Below are 17122 nucleotides of genomic sequence, written 5' to 3' on the forward strand. Positions count from 1 at the left end.
AAGATGAGCAAACAAGTAAAGACCGAAGTCGTTGTAATCGGCAGTGGCCCTGGAGGGTATACCGCAGCATTTAGAGCGGCTGATTTAGGTAAAAAGGTGGTGCTTATTGAGCGCTATGAGAATATTGGTGGGGTATGCTTAAATGTTGGGTGTATTCCTTCAAAGGCATTGCTTCATGTTGCTAAAGTGTTGGACGAAACGCATGAAATGGCCGATTACGGTATCAGCTTTAATAAGCCTAAAATCGAAGCCGAAAAATTAGTTGCTTGGAAAAACAAAGTGGTTGGCAAATTAACCAGTGGTTTAAAAGCTTTGGCTAAACAGCGTAAAGTAGACATTATTACTGGAACTGCTAATTTCAGTGGCTCTCATAAAGTTACCGTTCAGGGTAAGGGTGAAACCATTGAAGTAGAATTCGAGAACGCCATTATTGCCGTAGGTAGTGAGTCGGTTAACTTACCGTTTATTCCTGAAGACAAACGTATTTTCAGTTCTACCGGAGCACTTGAACTTGCAGATATTAAAGGTAATATGCTTGTTCTGGGTGGCGGTATTATTGGCCTGGAAATGGCAACGGTCTACGCCGCATTGGGTGTTGAGGTTACTGTTGTAGAGTTTATGGATCAGTTGATTCCTGGAGCAGATGCAGATTTAGTTAAAGTGCTACAAAAACGCATGTCTGATAAAGGTATTAAGTTTTTACTAAAGACTAAAGTCACCAAGATGGATGCTAAAAAAGATGGCATTTACGTGACAATGGAAGGTGAACATGCCACGGACAAGCCTTTGTCGTTTAAGCAAGTTCTAGTCTCAGTTGGACGCAAGCCCAATGGTGGAAGAATTGATGCTGATAAAGCGGGCGTCAAGGTAGATGAGCGTGGTTTTATTCCTACTGATAAACAAATGCGCACAAACGTGGATCACATTTTTGCCATTGGTGATGTGGTTGGCCAACCGATGTTAGCACATAAAGCCATTCCAGAGGGTAAAGTCGCCGCTGAGGTCATTTGCGGTAAAAAGCATTACTTTGATCCTCGCTGTATAGCCAGTGTGGCTTATACCGATCCAGAATTAGCCTGGGCAGGACTCACTGAGAAAGAAGCTAAGGAAAAAAATGTGGCTTATGAAAAAGCTACATTTCCTTGGGCTGCCAGCGGTAGAGCTTTAAGTATGGGTCGCGAAGAAGGAATGACCAAACTATTATTTTGCCCTGATACCAACCGTATTTTAGGTGCCGGAATTGTAGGGATTAATGCGGGCGATTTGATTTCTGAAGCTGCCTTGGCTATTGAAATGGGTTGTGATGTGGAAGATATTGCACTCACCATTCATCCGCATCCAACGCTCTCAGAAACAGTTGCGCAAGCGGCTGAAATATTTGAAGGTACAATTACAGACTTGTATATGCCTAAGAAAAAGAAAAAATAAGAATATAAATACCCGGGATCGTTCAAAATGCGGCAGGGCGAAAAAGAAAAGGCATACATCACTCATTTTGAACGATCACGAGTATCCACTTGAAAATACTGGATTTTCGCTATTGCTTTTTACGCCAGGATTTGTTCAAACAATCAAATAGCGAAATAACCAGTCTTTTCATTTCCGATGGGTATACAAGCTAATAGCGCTGAATTTGCATGCTACGAATTCAACTGCTTGTTCTAGGTTAAAGGCAGGGCTGTTCCATCAAAATGACGTCTTTGCGAACGAAGTGAAGCAATCCAGGCCGATGTGCATCAAAAACATCGAACTGGATTGCTTCGCCATGGCTCGCAACGACGATTTTTGAGTTAGAAAGGGTCAACTATGCTTATAAGTGCACATAACTTTATGGTGGGACAGCCCTGAGGTTAAAGGGATTAGGCTTGACTTTGGAGAGTTAATTAAAATGACCAAAGTTCAGTTAAGTAATGTTAACTGGAGTAAATGTGGATCATGATCATTCCTTAAGCACAAATGCTCATTTTCAGCTAAGACCAATGGAACTTGGGGATATTGACCAAGTATTTTCCATTGAATCTACCGCCCATAAAACGCCCTGGTGTAGAAAAGTAATTCAGGATTGTGTTCTCATTGGTTATCACTGTCGCGTGCTAGAAATTATTCAAGACTCCACTTTGCAAATTGTGGCTTATACCATTTCTCGCATTGAAGACTCCAATTGTCATATTCTCAATCTGTGTGTCGCTCCTTTATACCAAGGACTTGGATATGGTCGGTTAATTCTAAACGATTTGATCGATATGGTAAAAATACACCCTGAACTTAACCAAAGTTCCTTAGAGGTTCGTCAAAGCAATACAAAGGCGATACGTTTGTATGAACAACTGGGATTTTCGAAAGTCGGGGCTAAAGAAGCTTATTATAAGGATGAGGACGGAATAGAAGATGCAATAGTCTATCAAAAATGGACTGAATAGATTATTGGATTTATACCCGTGATCGTTCAAAATGCGTGATTTATGCCGTTTCTTTTTCGACCTGGCGCATTTTAAAAAAATTCGCAAGGGAATGAGCCATTACTCGCTTTTTAAAATGCAGCAGTGCTAAAAATTAAGACGCCAAAAAACACGCATTTTGAACGATCACGGGTATATTTGCTTGTCGATTGCCTCTGTATCACTTTGATTTTTATTGCTATTTAATCTATCTGATTAAGGAACGCTTGCAAGTGCGATTTATCAACCTCGGTCTTAAGATAATTTTTTAAGCGCTCTATGGATAAATTGTATTCTGATTCGTTCATTGTGTGGCGCATTAGTTCGAATTTTAAATAGACACAATAAGTATTTAGCACATCCGTCTCACAATAATCTCGAATCCCTTTCAAATTACCATTGAGGTATTCATCCCAAACCTTCGCACCACTCATTCCCATTTTCCCTGGGAATCCAAGCATGGTTGAGATCTCATCTAAAGGCGCAAAGGCTTTATTTTGATAGCTTGCTAACACATCCATCAGATCCAAATGACGATAATGAAATCGATTTAAGTAATTGTTGTAGCGAAATGATTGCTGATGATCCCCAGTTTCCCAATAGGTGGACGCGGAGATACCATGATATAAAGCTCTGAAATGTAACACCGGTAAATCAAAACCGCAGCCATTCCAACTGACCAAAGTTGGCGTATTTTTATCGATGCCATGGAAAAAACGCTGGATTAATTCGCGCTCATCAGCCGTTTCCTCACCCAAAGACCAAACCTTCAATTGCGATGAATTACTTAATACTAAGGATATCGCTACGACTTTCTGTAAATAGTGGGGAAGGAATTCATTGCCGGTTTTTGCGCGCCGCATAGCAAACATGGCTTTAGCCGTTTCTTCATCAGATAAGTCATGTAAGTCATAGAGTTTACGGCCACTGTCAATATCTGGGACAGTTTCTATATCAAATACAAGTACAGTCATATCGGAAAAGCTCGCGCATATTAAACAGTGGATAAGCTACCACATCTTTAATTTTAAATAAAATTTTGATACTAATATACGATTGATCGTTCAAACATGCGTGTTTTTAGACCCCTTTATTTTTGCCCTGCTGCATTTTCAAATAACTCGCAAGCGAATGAACCATTACTTGCTTTTTAAAATGCAGCAGGGCGAAAATAAAAAGCATAAATCACACAGGTTGAACGATCACAGGTAAAACATGATGCAAATTATCAAATCATTTTAAAGGATGCCTTTAATGGCCCATATCAAACGTCTTTTTATTCTTTCGCTTATTGGGTTATTAACCGGTTGTGTCAGCGCGCCTCCTTCGGATGTGAATAATATATGCCGAATCTTTAAACAATATCCTGAGTGGTATACCGATGCCAAGACCGTTGAACGCCGATGGAATGTCTCAATTCCTGTTCAAATGGCGATTATTCATCAAGAATCAAAATTTAATGCTCGGGCCAAGCCGCCTAGGACCAAATTATTATGGATTATACCATGGACCAGGCCATCCACCGCGTATGGATACACACAAGCCTTGGAAAGCACTTGGGAGCATTATAAACGTAAGCGAGGAGGGCGTTGGGCCTCACGCGATGATTTTGGTGATGGTGTTGATTTTATTGGTTGGTATGCAACGATGGCCCACGAACGTGCAGGGATTTCTAAACATGATCCATACTCTCTGTACTTGGCTTATCATGAGGGTATTGGCGGGTACGAACGAAAAACATATCTAAAAAAACCTTGGCTAATTGGTGTTGCGCATAAAGTATCGGCTCGCGCCCAAATTTATCAAGCGCAACTCAAACAATGCCAAGATTCGCTGAGAAAAAAAGGCTGGTATAAATTCTGGAAATGATGATTTCTGGGTGACAAGGAAAGATTGAACAGGTACGATATACCCGATGTTTAAGTTGGAGTTTATGAATGGGATTAATGCGATTAATGTTATTAGGTGGTCCCGGTGCTGGTAAAGGTACGCAAGCAGCAAAATTGATCGATCGATATAATATTCCTCAAATTTCTACCGGCGATATGCTGCGAGCCGCAATCGCTGCAAAAACTGAGCTGGGCTTAAGTGCCAAAACAATTATGGATTCAGGACAATTAGTGTCTGATGATATCATGATAAAGCTCGTTAAAGAGCGTTTGCAGAAAGACGATTGTAAACATGGCTTTCTCCTTGATGGATTCCCCAGAACAATCGTTCAAGCAGAAGCGTTAAAGAATGCAGGCATTGAGCTGGATCATGTCATCGAAATCGCAGTTGATGATGAAGAAATTGTAAAGCGCATTAGCGGAAGGCGAATTCATCCTGGATCAGGGCGCGTCTATCATACTGTATATAATCCTCCCAAAGAACTTGGTGTTGATGATGTAACTGGTGAAGATTTAATTCAACGAGATGATGATCGGGAAGAAATTATTCGTAAGCGTCTAGAAGTGTATCATAAGCAGACGGAACCTCTCATTGAATATTATAAAAACTGGGCTGCCAAAGATCCTGTTAATGCACCAGAGTTTCATAGCATCGATGGCCAAGGCAGTGTGGATGAAATTTTTAATCGTATTGTAACGGCTATCGAAGGAGAACATTAAATGTCAGAACACCATTCTACTCGTCCATTAACACAAGCGAACTTCGAGTCCGTTATTGATGAAAATCAAATTGTGCTCATCGATTTTTGGGCCGAATGGTGTGCCCCTTGCAAGCAATTTGCAAAAGTCTATGAAAAAGTTGCTTCCCAATTTAAAGAAGTGATCTTTGCTCAAGTTAATATCGAAGAACAAGCAGAGCTCGCTGAAATGTTTCAAATTCGCTCAATTCCTCATTTGGTTGTGTTTAAGGAAGGGATTGTCATTTATTCAGAAGCAGGCAGCATGCCTGAATCGACGTTAAAAGAACTGGTTCAGCAAGCCATTGATGTGGATGTGAGCGACATAAAAGAGCAATTAAACAAAGAGGAATAAGTCAAACCACATCCTCGTTCAGGGACAAGATGAAATAGTTTTGACTTAATTCTGACTTTTAACCTCTGACTCCCGTATCAGCAGGTAATAAGCTCGTTTCTTAAGACATACTCGCTTAACGTATGCTGACTGTTTTGATCCATTAATAATCCAAGTTTCGTTCTTCGCCACAATATATCTTCGGCAGTTTTTGCCCATTCGTAGTTCATTAAGTAATCGATTTCAGCTTGATAAACGGTTTTGAAAAATTGTTTTCCCAGATCTTCTTCTTGATGTTTGCCAACTAAAATGTGTTCCGTCAGTGTGCCATAAGTATTTAAAAGTCTTTCTAAAGTTTCATTTGATACCCAGGAATATTGTGCTCGAGCTTTAGCTTTATATTCAGCAAGTGCTAGATTATCAATGGATGCACCTGGTAAAGGAGTACGCTCTGTTTTTGTCTGAGGGAGATTTGGGAAAATAGGCTCTAGGGCATTAATTACCTCCGAAGCGAGCTGGCGATAGGTCGTAATTTTTCCGCCATAGATGGTGATAGAAGGTGCAGGATCAGTGGCATATTCAAAGGTATAATCACGGCTTAATTGATCTGGATTTTTTCCTGAAGCTGCTAGCAACGGTCTGACACCACACCAGCTGTAAACAATGTCTTGATTATTAAGCGATGTTTTGAAGTATTGGTTGACGATATCTAATAGATAAGTCGTTTCCTCAGCAGTAACATTTAAGCATTGGGAAGGATCGGAGCAGGGTACTTCGGTCGTTCCTATCATGGTTAGGCCATGATAGGGAATCACAAAAATTAATCGTTCATCAGAATGTTGTAAAAAATAAGCATGATCACCATCATACAGCTTCTTAACCAAAAGATGGCTGCCTTTAACCAGGCTCATGTCATGTAGGATAGGAATTCCGAGCATCTGATTCATCGACTCAATCCAAGGACCAGTCGCGTTGACGACGACCTTAGCTTTAATGGTCGTAATTGAATTGGATGAAGATTTAAGGGTAAGTTTCCATATAGAATCTTGGATTTCTCCTGTTACAACCTTAGCGCGCGTTCGAATCGTTGCGTTATGATGCCTTGCTTGTAAAGCATTGGTTATAGTTAAACGAGCATCGTCGGTGGTGCAATCGTAATAAGTAAATCCCTTATTAAACTCATCTCGCAAAGGTTTAAAAAGCACCGCATTATTTTGGCGTTTGACATATTTAGCTCTGGGTAGCTTATTGGTAAAACTAAGGTGATCGTAGATAAATAGTCCTGCTCGAAGCATCCAAATTGGACGCATTTCCTTTCGATGTGGCAATATAAGTTCTAAGGGTTTGACTAAATGAGGAGCAAGGGTTAGAAGCCTTTGTCGTTCTTGCAACGCTTTTTTGACCATGGAAAAATCAAAATGTTCTAGGTAACGTAATCCACCATGAATAAGTTTTGTGCTGCTTGAGGAGGTTTTGGAGGCAAGATCATCGGCTTCACATAAAATAACCGATAAACCTCTTAAGGCAGCATCAGCAGCTATCCCACACCCGTTTATGCCACCACCTATGACAGCAACATCATAAACTTTATCCATTTTTGTGTTTCCCGTTATTATGTAATGGCTACTTATTTTCTAATGCACACCAATCTTTTCTTTGTTGGGATGGTTCGGATAAATGATTAGGAAAAGTTCCCTTCAAAAGTAATAATAAACTCAGTAAGCTTTAACTATCAATGATTAAGGAACATAAAATCAATGAATTATATTTTAGCCATCGATGAGGGAACGAGCAGTACTCGTGTTAGGTTATATACGACTAGTGGTCGTTTAGTAAAAAGCAGTCAATATATTTTGACTCAATACTATCCAAAAAAAGGTTGGGTAGAGCATGATCCCGAAGAAATTTGGCAAAAGACAGTTGCTGCGATCCATGATGTAACAGACGCGATTGATCTTAGAAAAATTCGAGCTTGCGGTATTACAAATCAGCGTGAAACCACATTAATTTGGGATAAGCACACTGGGAAATGTCTTTCCAACGCTTTAGTATGGCAGGACCGAAGAACAGAAGAGTTTTGCCGAACGTTAGCGAGCCACTCAGAATTGATCAGAAAAAAGACAGGATTAATGCCTGATCCTTATTTTTCTGCCAGCAAACTAAGGTGGTTATTAAATGAAATACCTGAAGCTCAAACGCTTGCTCAGCAAGAACGACTGGCGTTTGGTACGATTGATAGTTATCTTATCTGGCGATTAACTCACGGAGCAAATCACTATACCGATGTCACGAATGCGTCGCGAACTCTGTTATATAATATCGTTGAACAGACTTGGGATGAGGACTTGCTGCAATTGTTTGAGATCCCTCGTTCCGTGCTTCCTGAAGTGTTAGATTGCAATGGGCATTTCGGGTATATTTCGTCCGAAGTATTGCCAAATAATATTCCAATAACGGGTGTAGCAGGCGATCAGCAAGCCGCTTTAATTGGACAGCAGTGCTTTAATGAAGGAATGGTAAAAGCGACTTATGGAACGGGTGGCTTTTTACTGTTAAACACCGGAAGTACCCCAGTGTTTTCCAATCACCAACTGCTGACAACCGTTGCTTACCGAATTAATAATAAAATCGCTTATGGTCTTGAAGGAAGCTTTTATCAAGCGGGCACTATGGTTAAATGGTTGCGAGACCAACTAAAATTAATTACAAGTGCTAGTGAGACAGAAGAACTAGCCAAAAGTTTATCTAGCAATGAAGGGGTTTATCTAATTCCATCCTTCACAGGGTTAGGCGCTCCACATTGGTTGTCATTAAACGGTGCTGTAATGGTAGGTTTATCCTTATCCAGCAATGCCTCCCATTTTGCTAGAGCAGCGTTGGAGTCTGTATGTTATCAAACACGTGATGTATTGCGTTGTATGCGTGAGGACAGCGGACTAGAGTTATCTTTATTGCGTGTTGATGGCGGAATGTCTGAGAACGACTGGTTTTTACAATATCTAGCCTCGCAACTAAATGCCCATGTTCAACGTCCGCATGATATTGAAACCACCGCATTAGGCGCTGCGTTACTTGCAGCTGTAGGTGCTGATATAATTGATCTGACCACTGGATTTGAAGAAAATCATACCTTTGATCAGGAATTTTATCCCAGTGAAGATCAAGAAGCTGCCCAAAAAGATTATGAAGGATGGCTAAATGCGCTCTCTATGATAAAGCATAACCAAGGACATTTTCAGCCCGAATGCAGTGAAACGTAATCCAGGATGTCATGGCAAGAACAAGAATCCTGGGGTATGGCTGCCGCCTTCACCTAGACTTTGTAACCTGGTTGCAAGCAAACGACTTATGAGAGAATTAAAATTTCTTTGCCCGGATATAGGCGAAGCCAAAATCCGGGGCATGAGAGTGTGATTTTGGCTACAACCTGTGTAAATTAATCGTAGAGAATCCTATTCAACATCGCGCTTTTCTTCACCGGTATAAAGCTGACGTGGACGCCCAATTCTTGATTTGCTGGCAGCCATTTCCATCCAGTGCGACATCCAGCCAACCGTACGAGCCAAGGCAAAAATAACAGTAAACATATTGGTTGGAATGCCAATAGCACTTAACGTAATGCCTGAGTAAAAATCCACATTGGGGTAAAGTTTTTTCTCTATGAAATAATCATCTTCTAAAGCAATGCGTTCTAATTCCATAGCGAGCTTAAATAGAGGCTCATTGTGGGCATCCACAGCATTTAACACCTTATGGCAGGTTTCTCTCATAACTTTGGCACGTGGATCGTAGCTCTTATATACGCGATGACCAAAACCCATGAGCCTAAACGGATCATCTTTATCTTTGGCGCGTTGGATGTATTCATTAATCCGACTAACGTCACCGATTTCTTTCAACATATTTAAGCAGGCTTCGTTCGCTCCACCATGAGCAGGGCCCCAAAGAGCGCCAATTCCTGCAGATATACAAGCAAAAGGATTCGCACCGGTGGAGCCGGCTAATCGTACAGTTGACGTTGAAGCATTTTGCTCGTGATCGGCGTGCAGGGTGAAAATAGTATCCATCGCATCCACGATGACGGGATCCTGCGTTTTGTCTTCGGTTGGAACGCCAAACATCATATGCAGAAAATTTTCAGCATAGGACATCTTGTTTTGCGGATACATATAAGGCTGGCCAATCGAATATTTATAGCTCATAGCGGCCAGTGTTGGCATTTTAGCAATTAATCGCACTGCTGCAGTATAGCGATCACCCTGATTATTAAGATCCATGGAGTCGTGATAAAAAGCAGATAAAGCGCCAACAATTCCTACCATAATGGCCATGGGGTGCGCGTCACGGCGAAAGCCATTTAAAAACTGGTACATTTGTTGATGCACCATAGTATGGTTATTGATTAAATCATTAAACCGTTGCTTTTCATCTTTATCAGGCAATTCACCATTCAAAAGCAAATAACAAACGTCCACGAAGTCCTTTTTTTCAGCCAGCTGGTCGATGGGATAACCGCGATACAAAAGCACCCCTTTTTCACCATCAATAAAGGTAATTTTTGATTCGCAAGATGCCGTGGAGACAAACCCTTGATCTAAGGTGAATACGCCGTGTGATCCAAGATTGCTGATGTCAATAACATCTTTTCCCAGGGTTGGGCTATACATCGGCAGTTCGATAGGCTCAGACCCGTTTATTGTTAGTTTTGCTCTTTTATTTGTCATTGGGACTCCTGTTAATTAAGAACGCCTAAGGAACAAGTATAGCCCTTTTGGCGGGTTACAAATGATCTATTGCGTTCTGGGGCAGAACTATATAAAAATGAATAGCAGCCGTCAATTTATGTGCTTAAAAAAAAGACTATTAAGGTATTAATCAAGCATAGGATCAAACCATGTATAAACCGGCCGACTTACCTCTTAATCATCGTGGCGCTGTATATCATCTTGATTTATTGCCAGAGGAACTGGCAGATACGGTGATCACGGTTGGTGATCCTGCTCGAGTTCAGCTGGTAAGTCAACGGTTTGATCGAGTGGAAGTCACCCGAACGCATCGTGAGTTTGTAACTCATACCGGTTATTTAGGTCAAAAACGTATTACAGTCTTATCCACGGGTATTGGCGTCCCAAACATTGATATCGTGATTAATGAGCTGGATGCTTTAGCGAATATTGATTTAAGGACGAGAGCGCCGTTAGAACAACATAAATCATTAACCATTATTCGCTTGGGAACCACAGGTGGGTTGCAACCAACCTCTGTTCCAGGGGATGTATACGTTAGTCGTTATGCCATAGGATTTGATACGCTAATCAATTATTATCAACATCAATCTTCTGCCTTACTGAAACAATTTCATGAGCGTTTGCAAACTCATTTAAATGGCCGTAGTGGATCTTTTTATGTGGCTGAGGCAGATGCTGAGTTATTTGAACACTTTATCACTTTAGGGACGCCAAGTATTACCGCAACATGTAATGGATTTTATGGGCCTCAAGGCAGAGCGCTACGTATACCACTCGCGTATCCGGATTTATTAGATAAATTAGTCTCTTTTGAATTTAATGGGTATAAAATTTTCAACTTTGAGATGGAAACGGCTGGAATTTTGGGGTTAGGTAAGTTATTTGGGCATCGATGTCTCTCCTTAAGTGTGGTTTTAGCAAATCGTATGACCGGTGAATTTTCTGAGCAAGTCAATGAGAACGTTGCCACTTTAATTGATAAAGCATTTACGTTATTGTAAGAGGCTTCGTAGAAAATAGTCATAGTATATACCCAATCTATCTGGATGAGGTGGAATTGCTGCTTAAGAACTGTCTTATAAATGTTTTACATGGTATTCTTACCGTTATAATTTTTTCTTGTATGAGGATGTCATAGGACCATGGTGTCAGCCAAAGAAGTTACCCCCGTTAATATTGAAGATGAGCTAAAACAATCTTACCTAGATTATGCGATGAGCGTGATCGTCGGGCGCGCTTTGCCTGATGTTCGAGATGGATTAAAACCCGTCCATCGTCGGGTGCTCTTTGCAATGAGTGAGCTAAATAACGATTGGAATAAGCCTTACAAAAAATCAGCGAGAATTGTAGGGGATGTGATCGGTAAGTACCATCCTCACGGCGATACGGCCGTTTATGACACGATTGTTCGAATGGCTCAACCCTTTTCAATGCGCTACATGCTAGTTGATGGCCAGGGTAACTTTGGATCGGTTGATGGCGATGCGCCAGCTGCAATGCGTTATACAGAAGTCCGCATGTCAAAATTGGCCCATTCGTTATTGGCCGACTTGGAGAAAGAAACCGTTGATTTCGTACCGAACTACGACGAAACTGAATTCGCCCCATCAGTGTTGCCTTCTCGCATTCCAAACTTATTGGTCAATGGTTCATCTGGTATCGCAGTGGGTATGGCTACCAATATTCCTCCGCATAATTTATCAGAAATTATCGACGCTTGCGTGGCCGTTGTTGAGAATCCAGATGTGTCTATCGATGAACTTATGGAAATTGTTCCTGGTCCCGATTTTCCAACGGCTGGGATTATTAACGGACGCGCAGGAATTGTTGAAGCCTATCGTACCGGGCGTGGTCGCATACAAATTCGAGCGAAAACCGATATCGAAACGGATGAAGATACCGGACGCCAGGCCATTATTATTCATGAGTTACCTTATCAAGTTAATAAAGCACGACTGGTTGAACGAATTGCCGAATTGGTTCGCGAAAAGAAAATTGAGGGAATATCCGGACTTCGTGATGAATCTGATAAGCGTGGTATGCGTGTTGTCATCGAACTCAAACGTGGTGAAGTCGCAGAGGTCTTGCTCAATAATTTATATGCTCACACTCAAATGCAAACGGTGTTTGGAATAAATACAGTAGCGCTGGTTGATGGTCAACCGCGCACGCTGAATTTGAAAGAAATACTCGATTACTTTATCAAGCATCGCCGTGAAGTGGTCACTCGAAGAACGATCTATGAGCTTAAAAAGGCACGCAATCGTGCGCATTTGTTAGAGGGACTTGGCATCGCTCTGGCAAATATTGATGAGATGATCGAGCTCATTAAACAATCACCAACACCACAGGATGCGAAAGAGCAATTACTTTCTAAGGCCTGGCAACCTGGGCTTGTTAAAGCCATGCTTGAAAAAACTGGAAGTGGGGGGTCTAGGCCTGATAACCTCCCTGAGCACTTTGGTTTAAGCAATGATGGTTATCGTTTGTCACCTGAGCAGGCCCAAGCAATTCTTGAATTACGTTTGCATCGCTTAACGGCATTAGAACAGGATAAAATTCTCAAAGAATTTGAAGAGCTGCTTGATATTATCAAAGAGCTCTTAGATATTCTTTCTTCTCCAAAACGATTAATGCAGGTTATCCATGACGAATTGTTGGAAATGAAACAACAGTTTGGCGATGGGCGCCGTACCGAGATCATTGCTTCACAAGAAGATTTAACCATTGAAGACTTAATCACTGAAGAAGATGTTGTGGTTACGATGTCTCACCAAGGTTACGTAAAATATCAACCATTGTCAGCCTATCAAGCACAACGTCGTGGCGGAAAAGGGAAACTGGCTACTCAGGTAAAAGAAGAAGATTTTGTGAATCGTCTGGTCGTCGCCAGCACTCATGATACCTTGCTGTGCTTTTCAAATCTTGGAAAGGTTTATTGGTTAAAAGTGTATGCGCTTCCTTTAGCGAGCCGCATTTCGAGAGGCAAGCCTATCATTAATATTCTTCCATTGGCTGAAGGGGAAACTATTAATACGATGATGCCAGTTCGGGAATATCATGAGGGTTGTTTCGTATTTATGGCCACACAAAAAGGGACAGTAAAGAAAGTTCCTTTAAGCGCTTTTAGTCGACCACGGTCTAATGGCATTATCGCCGTTCATTTAGACGAAGATGATAGTCTGGTGGGCGCTGATATGACGGACGGCAATAAAGACGTTATGCTCTTTAGCGATATGGGCAAGGTCATCCGGTTCAATGAATCGCTAGTTCGCCCAATGGGAAGGACGGCTCGGGGCGTTCGTGGTATCCGTTTAGGTGATGATCAAACTGTTATTTCTTTAGTTGTTGTTCATGGAGATGGAGCGATTCTGACTGCAACTGAATTTGGCTATGGCAAACGCACCGATATTGGCGAGTATCGTATTACTGGTCGTGGTGGGCAAGGCGTGATCTCAATACAAGTTAATGAACGAAATGGTAAAGTCGTTCGTGCGTTGCATGTCTCTGAGAATGATGAAGTGATGCTGATTACTGATAAAGGTACCCTTGTTCGTTTTAAAGTCAGTGAGCTATCGGTTATTGGTCGTAATACCCAAGGTGTTCGTTTAATCAATGTCTCTTCGGGTGAGCATGTGGTCGGCATGCAGCGTATTGAAGAGATACAAGAGGAAGAGCCTGAGGACAATCCTACGTGTAGTTAATTCATGCAAAATAGACCTTATAATTTTAGTGCGGGGCCTTCCATGCTTCCGGATGCCATTTTAAAGGAAGTGCAAGCTGAGTTATTAAATTGGCAGGGAAGTGGCAGGTCAGTCATGGAAATTGGCCATCGCACTGAAGCTATAAAATCATTAATGGATGAAACTGCGAGTGATTTAAGGGATCTGTTAAGTATTCCTTCAAAATATCATATTTTATTTTTGCCAACACCTGCCCGTGCTCAGTTTTCAATGATTCCAATGAACCTACTTGCCAACGACACAGTAGGGGCTTATTGGATTTCTGGAATTTGGTCCAAGCTTGCGTTTAAAGAAGCGGAAAAAATAGCGAAGGCCTATTGTGTTGGTAGTTCGGAAGTCAGTAATTTTACCCACACACCAGAATTCCATCTGAATTCTGTTCCAGAACATACTGCGTATTTGTATTTCACGCCAAACGAAACCATCAATGGCGTGAAAATTCCAACCCCCTTTGTTCAAATGCCTTTGATTGCGGATATGACCTCCTGTTTACTTACCGAGCCAATCAATGTGAGCGATTATGGGTTGATTTTTGCAGGCGCACAAAAGAACATTTCAATTCCTGGGTTAACCGTTGTGATCCTCCATCCAGACACTCTGCCCACACATCGGACGAAGCCGCTGCCAACAATGTTGGATTATCAAACACATATTGCTCACAAATCGCTTTACTCAACCCCGCCAGTATTCAATTGTTATATTGCTGGCAAAATGTTTAAGTGGATTAAGGCTCAAGGGGGAGTAGAAGCAATGTTTAAGATGAATCAATTAAAATCTATACGATTATATGAATTTATTGATGCGTCTGATTTTTATGCGTGTCCTGTGACCGATGAAGCCCGTTCCATTGTCAATGTCTGTTTTAAATTGACTAAGAGCGAGTTGGAAGACGATTTTTTAAGACAAGCTGAGCAACATGGTTTACATGCGTTAAAAGGGCATCGAACCGTTGGTGGTCTAAGAGCAAGTTTATACAATGCTATGCCCATGGAAGGAGTTGAAGCGTTAATTCATTTTATGCATCGATATGCTAAGGAACATTCGTGAACAATTCCTTTGACTTAATTAGTTATCCTGCTAATACCGTAACAGGTGATGTTACAGTACCTGGTGATAAATCCATTTCTCATCGTGCGATTATGCTGGGTTCTGTTGCTAAAGGGACAACAACGATTAGTGGATTTCTTGATAGCGAAGATTGTTTAGCAACCGTAGCAGCTTTTCGATCCATGGGGGTTAATATTGAAGGCCCGGTCGATCAGAAAGTCGTGATTCAGGGGGTTGGTAAATATGGTCTTAAAAAGCCATCAGGCGTCATTGATTGTGGGAATTCAGGAACCACAATGCGGCTAATGGCAGGGTTATTAGCAGCGCAATCGTTTGATAGCGAACTGACAGGAGATAGTAGCTTATTAAAACGGCCTATGGAGCGTATCGCTCGTCCGTTAATGATGATGGGGGCTGGCATCAAAACAAATGAGGGTAAACCGCCCGTTTCTGTCGAGGGTGGGCATACATTGCATGGGATTACTTACGAACTTCCGGAGGCAAGCGCCCAAGTTAAATCGTGCCTTTTATTAGCCGGTATGTATGCGCAAGGAGAAACTTGTGTCATTGAGACTGGAGTTACTCGGGATCATACTGAGCGAATGCTAACCACATTTTCTTATCCGATTCAAAAGTTGGATAATGCCATCATGATTAATAACACCAGCGAATGCATGGGAACGGATATTATTGTGCCTGGTGATATTTCATCCGCTGCCTTTTTTATAGTTGCAGCAACGATTATTCCTGGAGCTGAATTATATATTCGCAATGTAGGGATTAACCCAACCCGTACTGGAGTTATCCAAATTTTACAAAGGATGGGTGCAAATATTACCATCCTTAATAAACGATTGTGCGGGGAAGAATTGGTTGCTGATATACACGTTCGATACTCAGAATTAGAAGGGATTGATATTTCTGGTAACCTGGTTCCTCTTGCTATTGATGAGTTTCCTGCTATTTTTATTGCAGCTGCGAGCGCGAAAGGCCAAACGTTACTGCATGGCGCTAAAGAATTAAGATGCAAGGAAAGTGATCGTATTGCTGCGATGGCGGAAGGATTGTTGCGTTTAGGAATCGAGGCTCAACCACTTGAGGATGGAATTTTTATTAATGGTGGATCTCTTCAGGGGGGCGAGGTTGAGAGCTATCATGATCATCGGATTGCAATGGCATTTGCCATTGCTGGCGCTGTAGCTCGTGACCCTGTAAAAATTAAAGACTGCGCGAGCGTCGCTACGTCATTCCCATCGTTTGTGGAAATAGGAAATCAAATTAAACTTTCCCTAAAGCAATTATTTTGAATGGATATTGCGCCATAAGTTGCGCTTATTTGTGGAAAAATAATTATTTATCGTTTAATGAATGACAAACTATGTTTGGTACAGGATTTATTATGCAAGAGCAACATGTCCCAGTTATTACTATTGACGGTCCAAGTGGAACCGGAAAAGGAACCATTAGCCTTAAACTGGCCCATTACTTAAATTGGAATTATTTGGATAGCGGAGCATTATACCGTGTTCTAGCATTTGCTGCTGAAAAAAATGATATTGCGTTTGATGATGTTCCAGCCTTAGTCAAATTGGCGCTCGAACTGGATTTGCATTTTGAAATTAACGGTGATTTTCAAACTAAAACTTATCTGGATGATCGGGATATATCAAAAATAATACGCTCCGAATCATGTGGACAGAACGCGTCTAAGCTTGCTTCGATTCAAGAAGTTAGAGAAGCATTATTAGAGCGCCAACGCGATTTTGCTAAGCCTCCTGGTTTAGTCACTGATGGTCGCGATATGGGGACCGTGGTATTTCCTAATGCAGATTTAAAACTATATTTATACGCAAGCGCTGAGGAAAGAGCCTTCCGTAGATATAAACAGTTGAAAGAGAAAGAAAATGATGTTAGCCTCGCGCAGGTTGTTGAAGAATTGCAAAAGCGGGACGAAAGGGATAAAAATCGTTCGCATTCGCCATTAAAACCGGCCGATGATGCGGTTTTAATTGATACAACAAGGCTAAATATTGCACAAGTGTTCGACAATGTATTACACTTAACAATACAGCGGTTTAAAAATCGCGATGAATAATTCAAACAATAAACGACAAATTTGCTCCTTCTGATAGCGGAATTAGCAAAAATAGTTTATTATTTGCTTTTTTGTGCAAAAAAATAGTCGA

General features: G+C 41.4%; 14 protein-coding genes. 11 read left to right on the plus strand and 3 right to left on the minus strand.

What is annotated here, in order from left to right; translation table 11 throughout:
• Nucleotides 1-3: 3 nt before the first annotated feature.
• A complete protein-coding gene (gene lpdA, locus E1O47_RS02225) occupies nt 4-1428 on the plus strand; it encodes a dihydrolipoyl dehydrogenase (protein WP_133129643.1) in 1425 nt (474 codons plus the stop codon).
• A 500-nt stretch (nt 1429-1928) separates the two neighbouring features.
• Nucleotides 1929-2420, plus strand: coding sequence for a ribosomal protein S18-alanine N-acetyltransferase (gene rimI / locus E1O47_RS02230; RefSeq protein WP_165475026.1), 492 nt, complete (start codon nt 1929-1931; stop codon nt 2418-2420).
• Between the two features lie 221 nt (nt 2421-2641).
• Here rimI and E1O47_RS02235 read toward each other — a convergent pair whose 3' ends face one another.
• Nucleotides 2642-3412, minus strand: a complete 771-nt coding sequence (locus tag E1O47_RS02235; RefSeq protein ID WP_133129645.1) for a 3'-5' exonuclease — start codon at nt 3410-3412, stop codon at nt 2642-2644.
• A 280-nt stretch (nt 3413-3692) separates the two neighbouring features.
• On the opposite strand from E1O47_RS02235, the gene E1O47_RS02240 reads away from it, so the two are divergent.
• The 3 genes from E1O47_RS02240 (at nt 3693) to trxA (ending at nt 5419) form a co-directional block, all read left to right on the plus strand.
• Nucleotides 3693-4307, plus strand: a complete 615-nt coding sequence (locus E1O47_RS02240) for a transglycosylase SLT domain-containing protein (protein ID WP_207384280.1) — start codon at nt 3693-3695, stop codon at nt 4305-4307.
• 77 nt (nt 4308-4384) lie between these two features.
• Nucleotides 4385-5047: an adenylate kinase gene (gene adk / locus E1O47_RS02245; RefSeq protein ID WP_133129731.1), complete on the plus strand. Its 663-nt coding sequence runs from the start codon at nt 4385-4387 to the stop codon at nt 5045-5047.
• Entirely contained in the window at nt 5048-5419 is a 372-nt protein-coding gene (gene trxA / locus E1O47_RS02250) for a thioredoxin (RefSeq protein WP_133129647.1), read from the plus strand. It begins immediately after the preceding gene.
• A gap of 77 nt (nt 5420-5496) precedes the next feature.
• Here trxA and glpD read toward each other — a convergent pair whose 3' ends face one another.
• Nucleotides 5497-6993: a glycerol-3-phosphate dehydrogenase gene (gene glpD / locus E1O47_RS02255; RefSeq protein WP_133129648.1), complete on the minus strand. Its 1497-nt coding sequence runs from the start codon at nt 6991-6993 to the stop codon at nt 5497-5499.
• A 162-nt stretch (nt 6994-7155) separates the two neighbouring features.
• Here glpD and glpK point away from each other — a divergent pair, with 162 nt between their 5' ends.
• Nucleotides 7156-8658, plus strand: a complete 1503-nt coding sequence (gene glpK / locus E1O47_RS02260; protein WP_133129649.1) for a glycerol kinase GlpK — start codon at nt 7156-7158, stop codon at nt 8656-8658.
• A gap of 192 nt (nt 8659-8850) precedes the next feature.
• Here glpK and gltA read toward each other — a convergent pair whose 3' ends face one another.
• Nucleotides 8851-10122, minus strand: a complete 1272-nt coding sequence (gene gltA, locus E1O47_RS02265) for a citrate synthase (RefSeq protein WP_133129650.1) — start codon at nt 10120-10122, stop codon at nt 8851-8853.
• 170 nt (nt 10123-10292) lie between these two features.
• On the opposite strand from gltA, the gene E1O47_RS02270 reads away from it, so the two are divergent.
• The 5 genes from E1O47_RS02270 (at nt 10293) to cmk (ending at nt 17031) form a co-directional block, all read left to right on the plus strand.
• The gene (locus E1O47_RS02270) at nt 10293-11147 is read left to right on the plus strand and encodes a nucleoside phosphorylase (RefSeq protein WP_133129651.1); all 855 of its coding nucleotides are present in this window, start codon (nt 10293-10295) and stop codon (nt 11145-11147) included.
• Between the two features lie 141 nt (nt 11148-11288).
• Nucleotides 11289-13850, plus strand: coding sequence for a DNA gyrase subunit A (gene gyrA, locus E1O47_RS02275; RefSeq protein WP_133129652.1), 2562 nt, complete (start codon nt 11289-11291; stop codon nt 13848-13850).
• A gap of 3 nt (nt 13851-13853) precedes the next feature.
• Complete coding sequence (gene serC / locus E1O47_RS02280) at nt 13854-14936, plus strand: 3-phosphoserine/phosphohydroxythreonine transaminase (protein ID WP_133129653.1); 1083 nt, start codon at nt 13854-13856, stop codon at nt 14934-14936.
• The gene (aroA, locus tag E1O47_RS02285) at nt 14933-16243 is read left to right on the plus strand and encodes a 3-phosphoshikimate 1-carboxyvinyltransferase (RefSeq protein ID WP_133129654.1); all 1311 of its coding nucleotides are present in this window, start codon (nt 14933-14935) and stop codon (nt 16241-16243) included. The genes serC and aroA overlap by 4 nt, the downstream gene beginning before the upstream one ends.
• Before the next feature lie 92 nt (nt 16244-16335).
• On the plus strand, nt 16336-17031 hold the full coding sequence (gene cmk, locus E1O47_RS02290) for a (d)CMP kinase (RefSeq protein ID WP_133129655.1): 696 nt from the start codon (nt 16336-16338) through the stop codon (nt 17029-17031).
• Nucleotides 17032-17122: the final 91 nt, after the last annotated feature.

The organism is Legionella yabuuchiae (assembly GCF_900640115.1).
Classification (GTDB): Bacteria; Pseudomonadota; Gammaproteobacteria; order Legionellales; family Legionellaceae; genus Legionella_A; species Legionella_A yabuuchiae.

What these genes read in the sequence shown, in the direction of transcription:
- E1O47_RS02240 (WP_207384280.1), top strand. Translation starts at nt 3,693, where the DNA reads ATGGCCCATATCAAACGTCTTTTTATTCTTTCGCTTATTGGGTTATTA.
- E1O47_RS02235 (WP_133129645.1), bottom strand. Translation starts at nt 3,412, where the DNA reads ATGACTGTACTTGTATTTGATATAGAAACTGTCCCAGATATTGACAGT.
- adk (WP_133129731.1), top strand. Translation starts at nt 4,385, where the DNA reads ATGCGATTAATGTTATTAGGTGGTCCCGGTGCTGGTAAAGGTACGCAA.
- cmk (WP_133129655.1), top strand. Translation starts at nt 16,336, where the DNA reads ATGCAAGAGCAACATGTCCCAGTTATTACTATTGACGGTCCAAGTGGA.
- glpK (WP_133129649.1), top strand. Translation starts at nt 7,156, where the DNA reads ATGAATTATATTTTAGCCATCGATGAGGGAACGAGCAGTACTCGTGTT.
- gyrA (WP_133129652.1), top strand. Translation starts at nt 11,289, where the DNA reads ATGGTGTCAGCCAAAGAAGTTACCCCCGTTAATATTGAAGATGAGCTA.
- serC (WP_133129653.1), top strand. Translation starts at nt 13,854, where the DNA reads ATGCAAAATAGACCTTATAATTTTAGTGCGGGGCCTTCCATGCTTCCG.
- trxA (WP_133129647.1), top strand. Translation starts at nt 5,048, where the DNA reads ATGTCAGAACACCATTCTACTCGTCCATTAACACAAGCGAACTTCGAG.
- E1O47_RS02270 (WP_133129651.1), top strand. Translation starts at nt 10,293, where the DNA reads ATGTATAAACCGGCCGACTTACCTCTTAATCATCGTGGCGCTGTATAT.
- glpD (WP_133129648.1), bottom strand. Translation starts at nt 6,993, where the DNA reads ATGGATAAAGTTTATGATGTTGCTGTCATAGGTGGTGGCATAAACGGG.
- lpdA (WP_133129643.1), top strand. Translation starts at nt 4, where the DNA reads ATGAGCAAACAAGTAAAGACCGAAGTCGTTGTAATCGGCAGTGGCCCT.
- gltA (WP_133129650.1), bottom strand. Translation starts at nt 10,122, where the DNA reads ATGACAAATAAAAGAGCAAAACTAACAATAAACGGGTCTGAGCCTATC.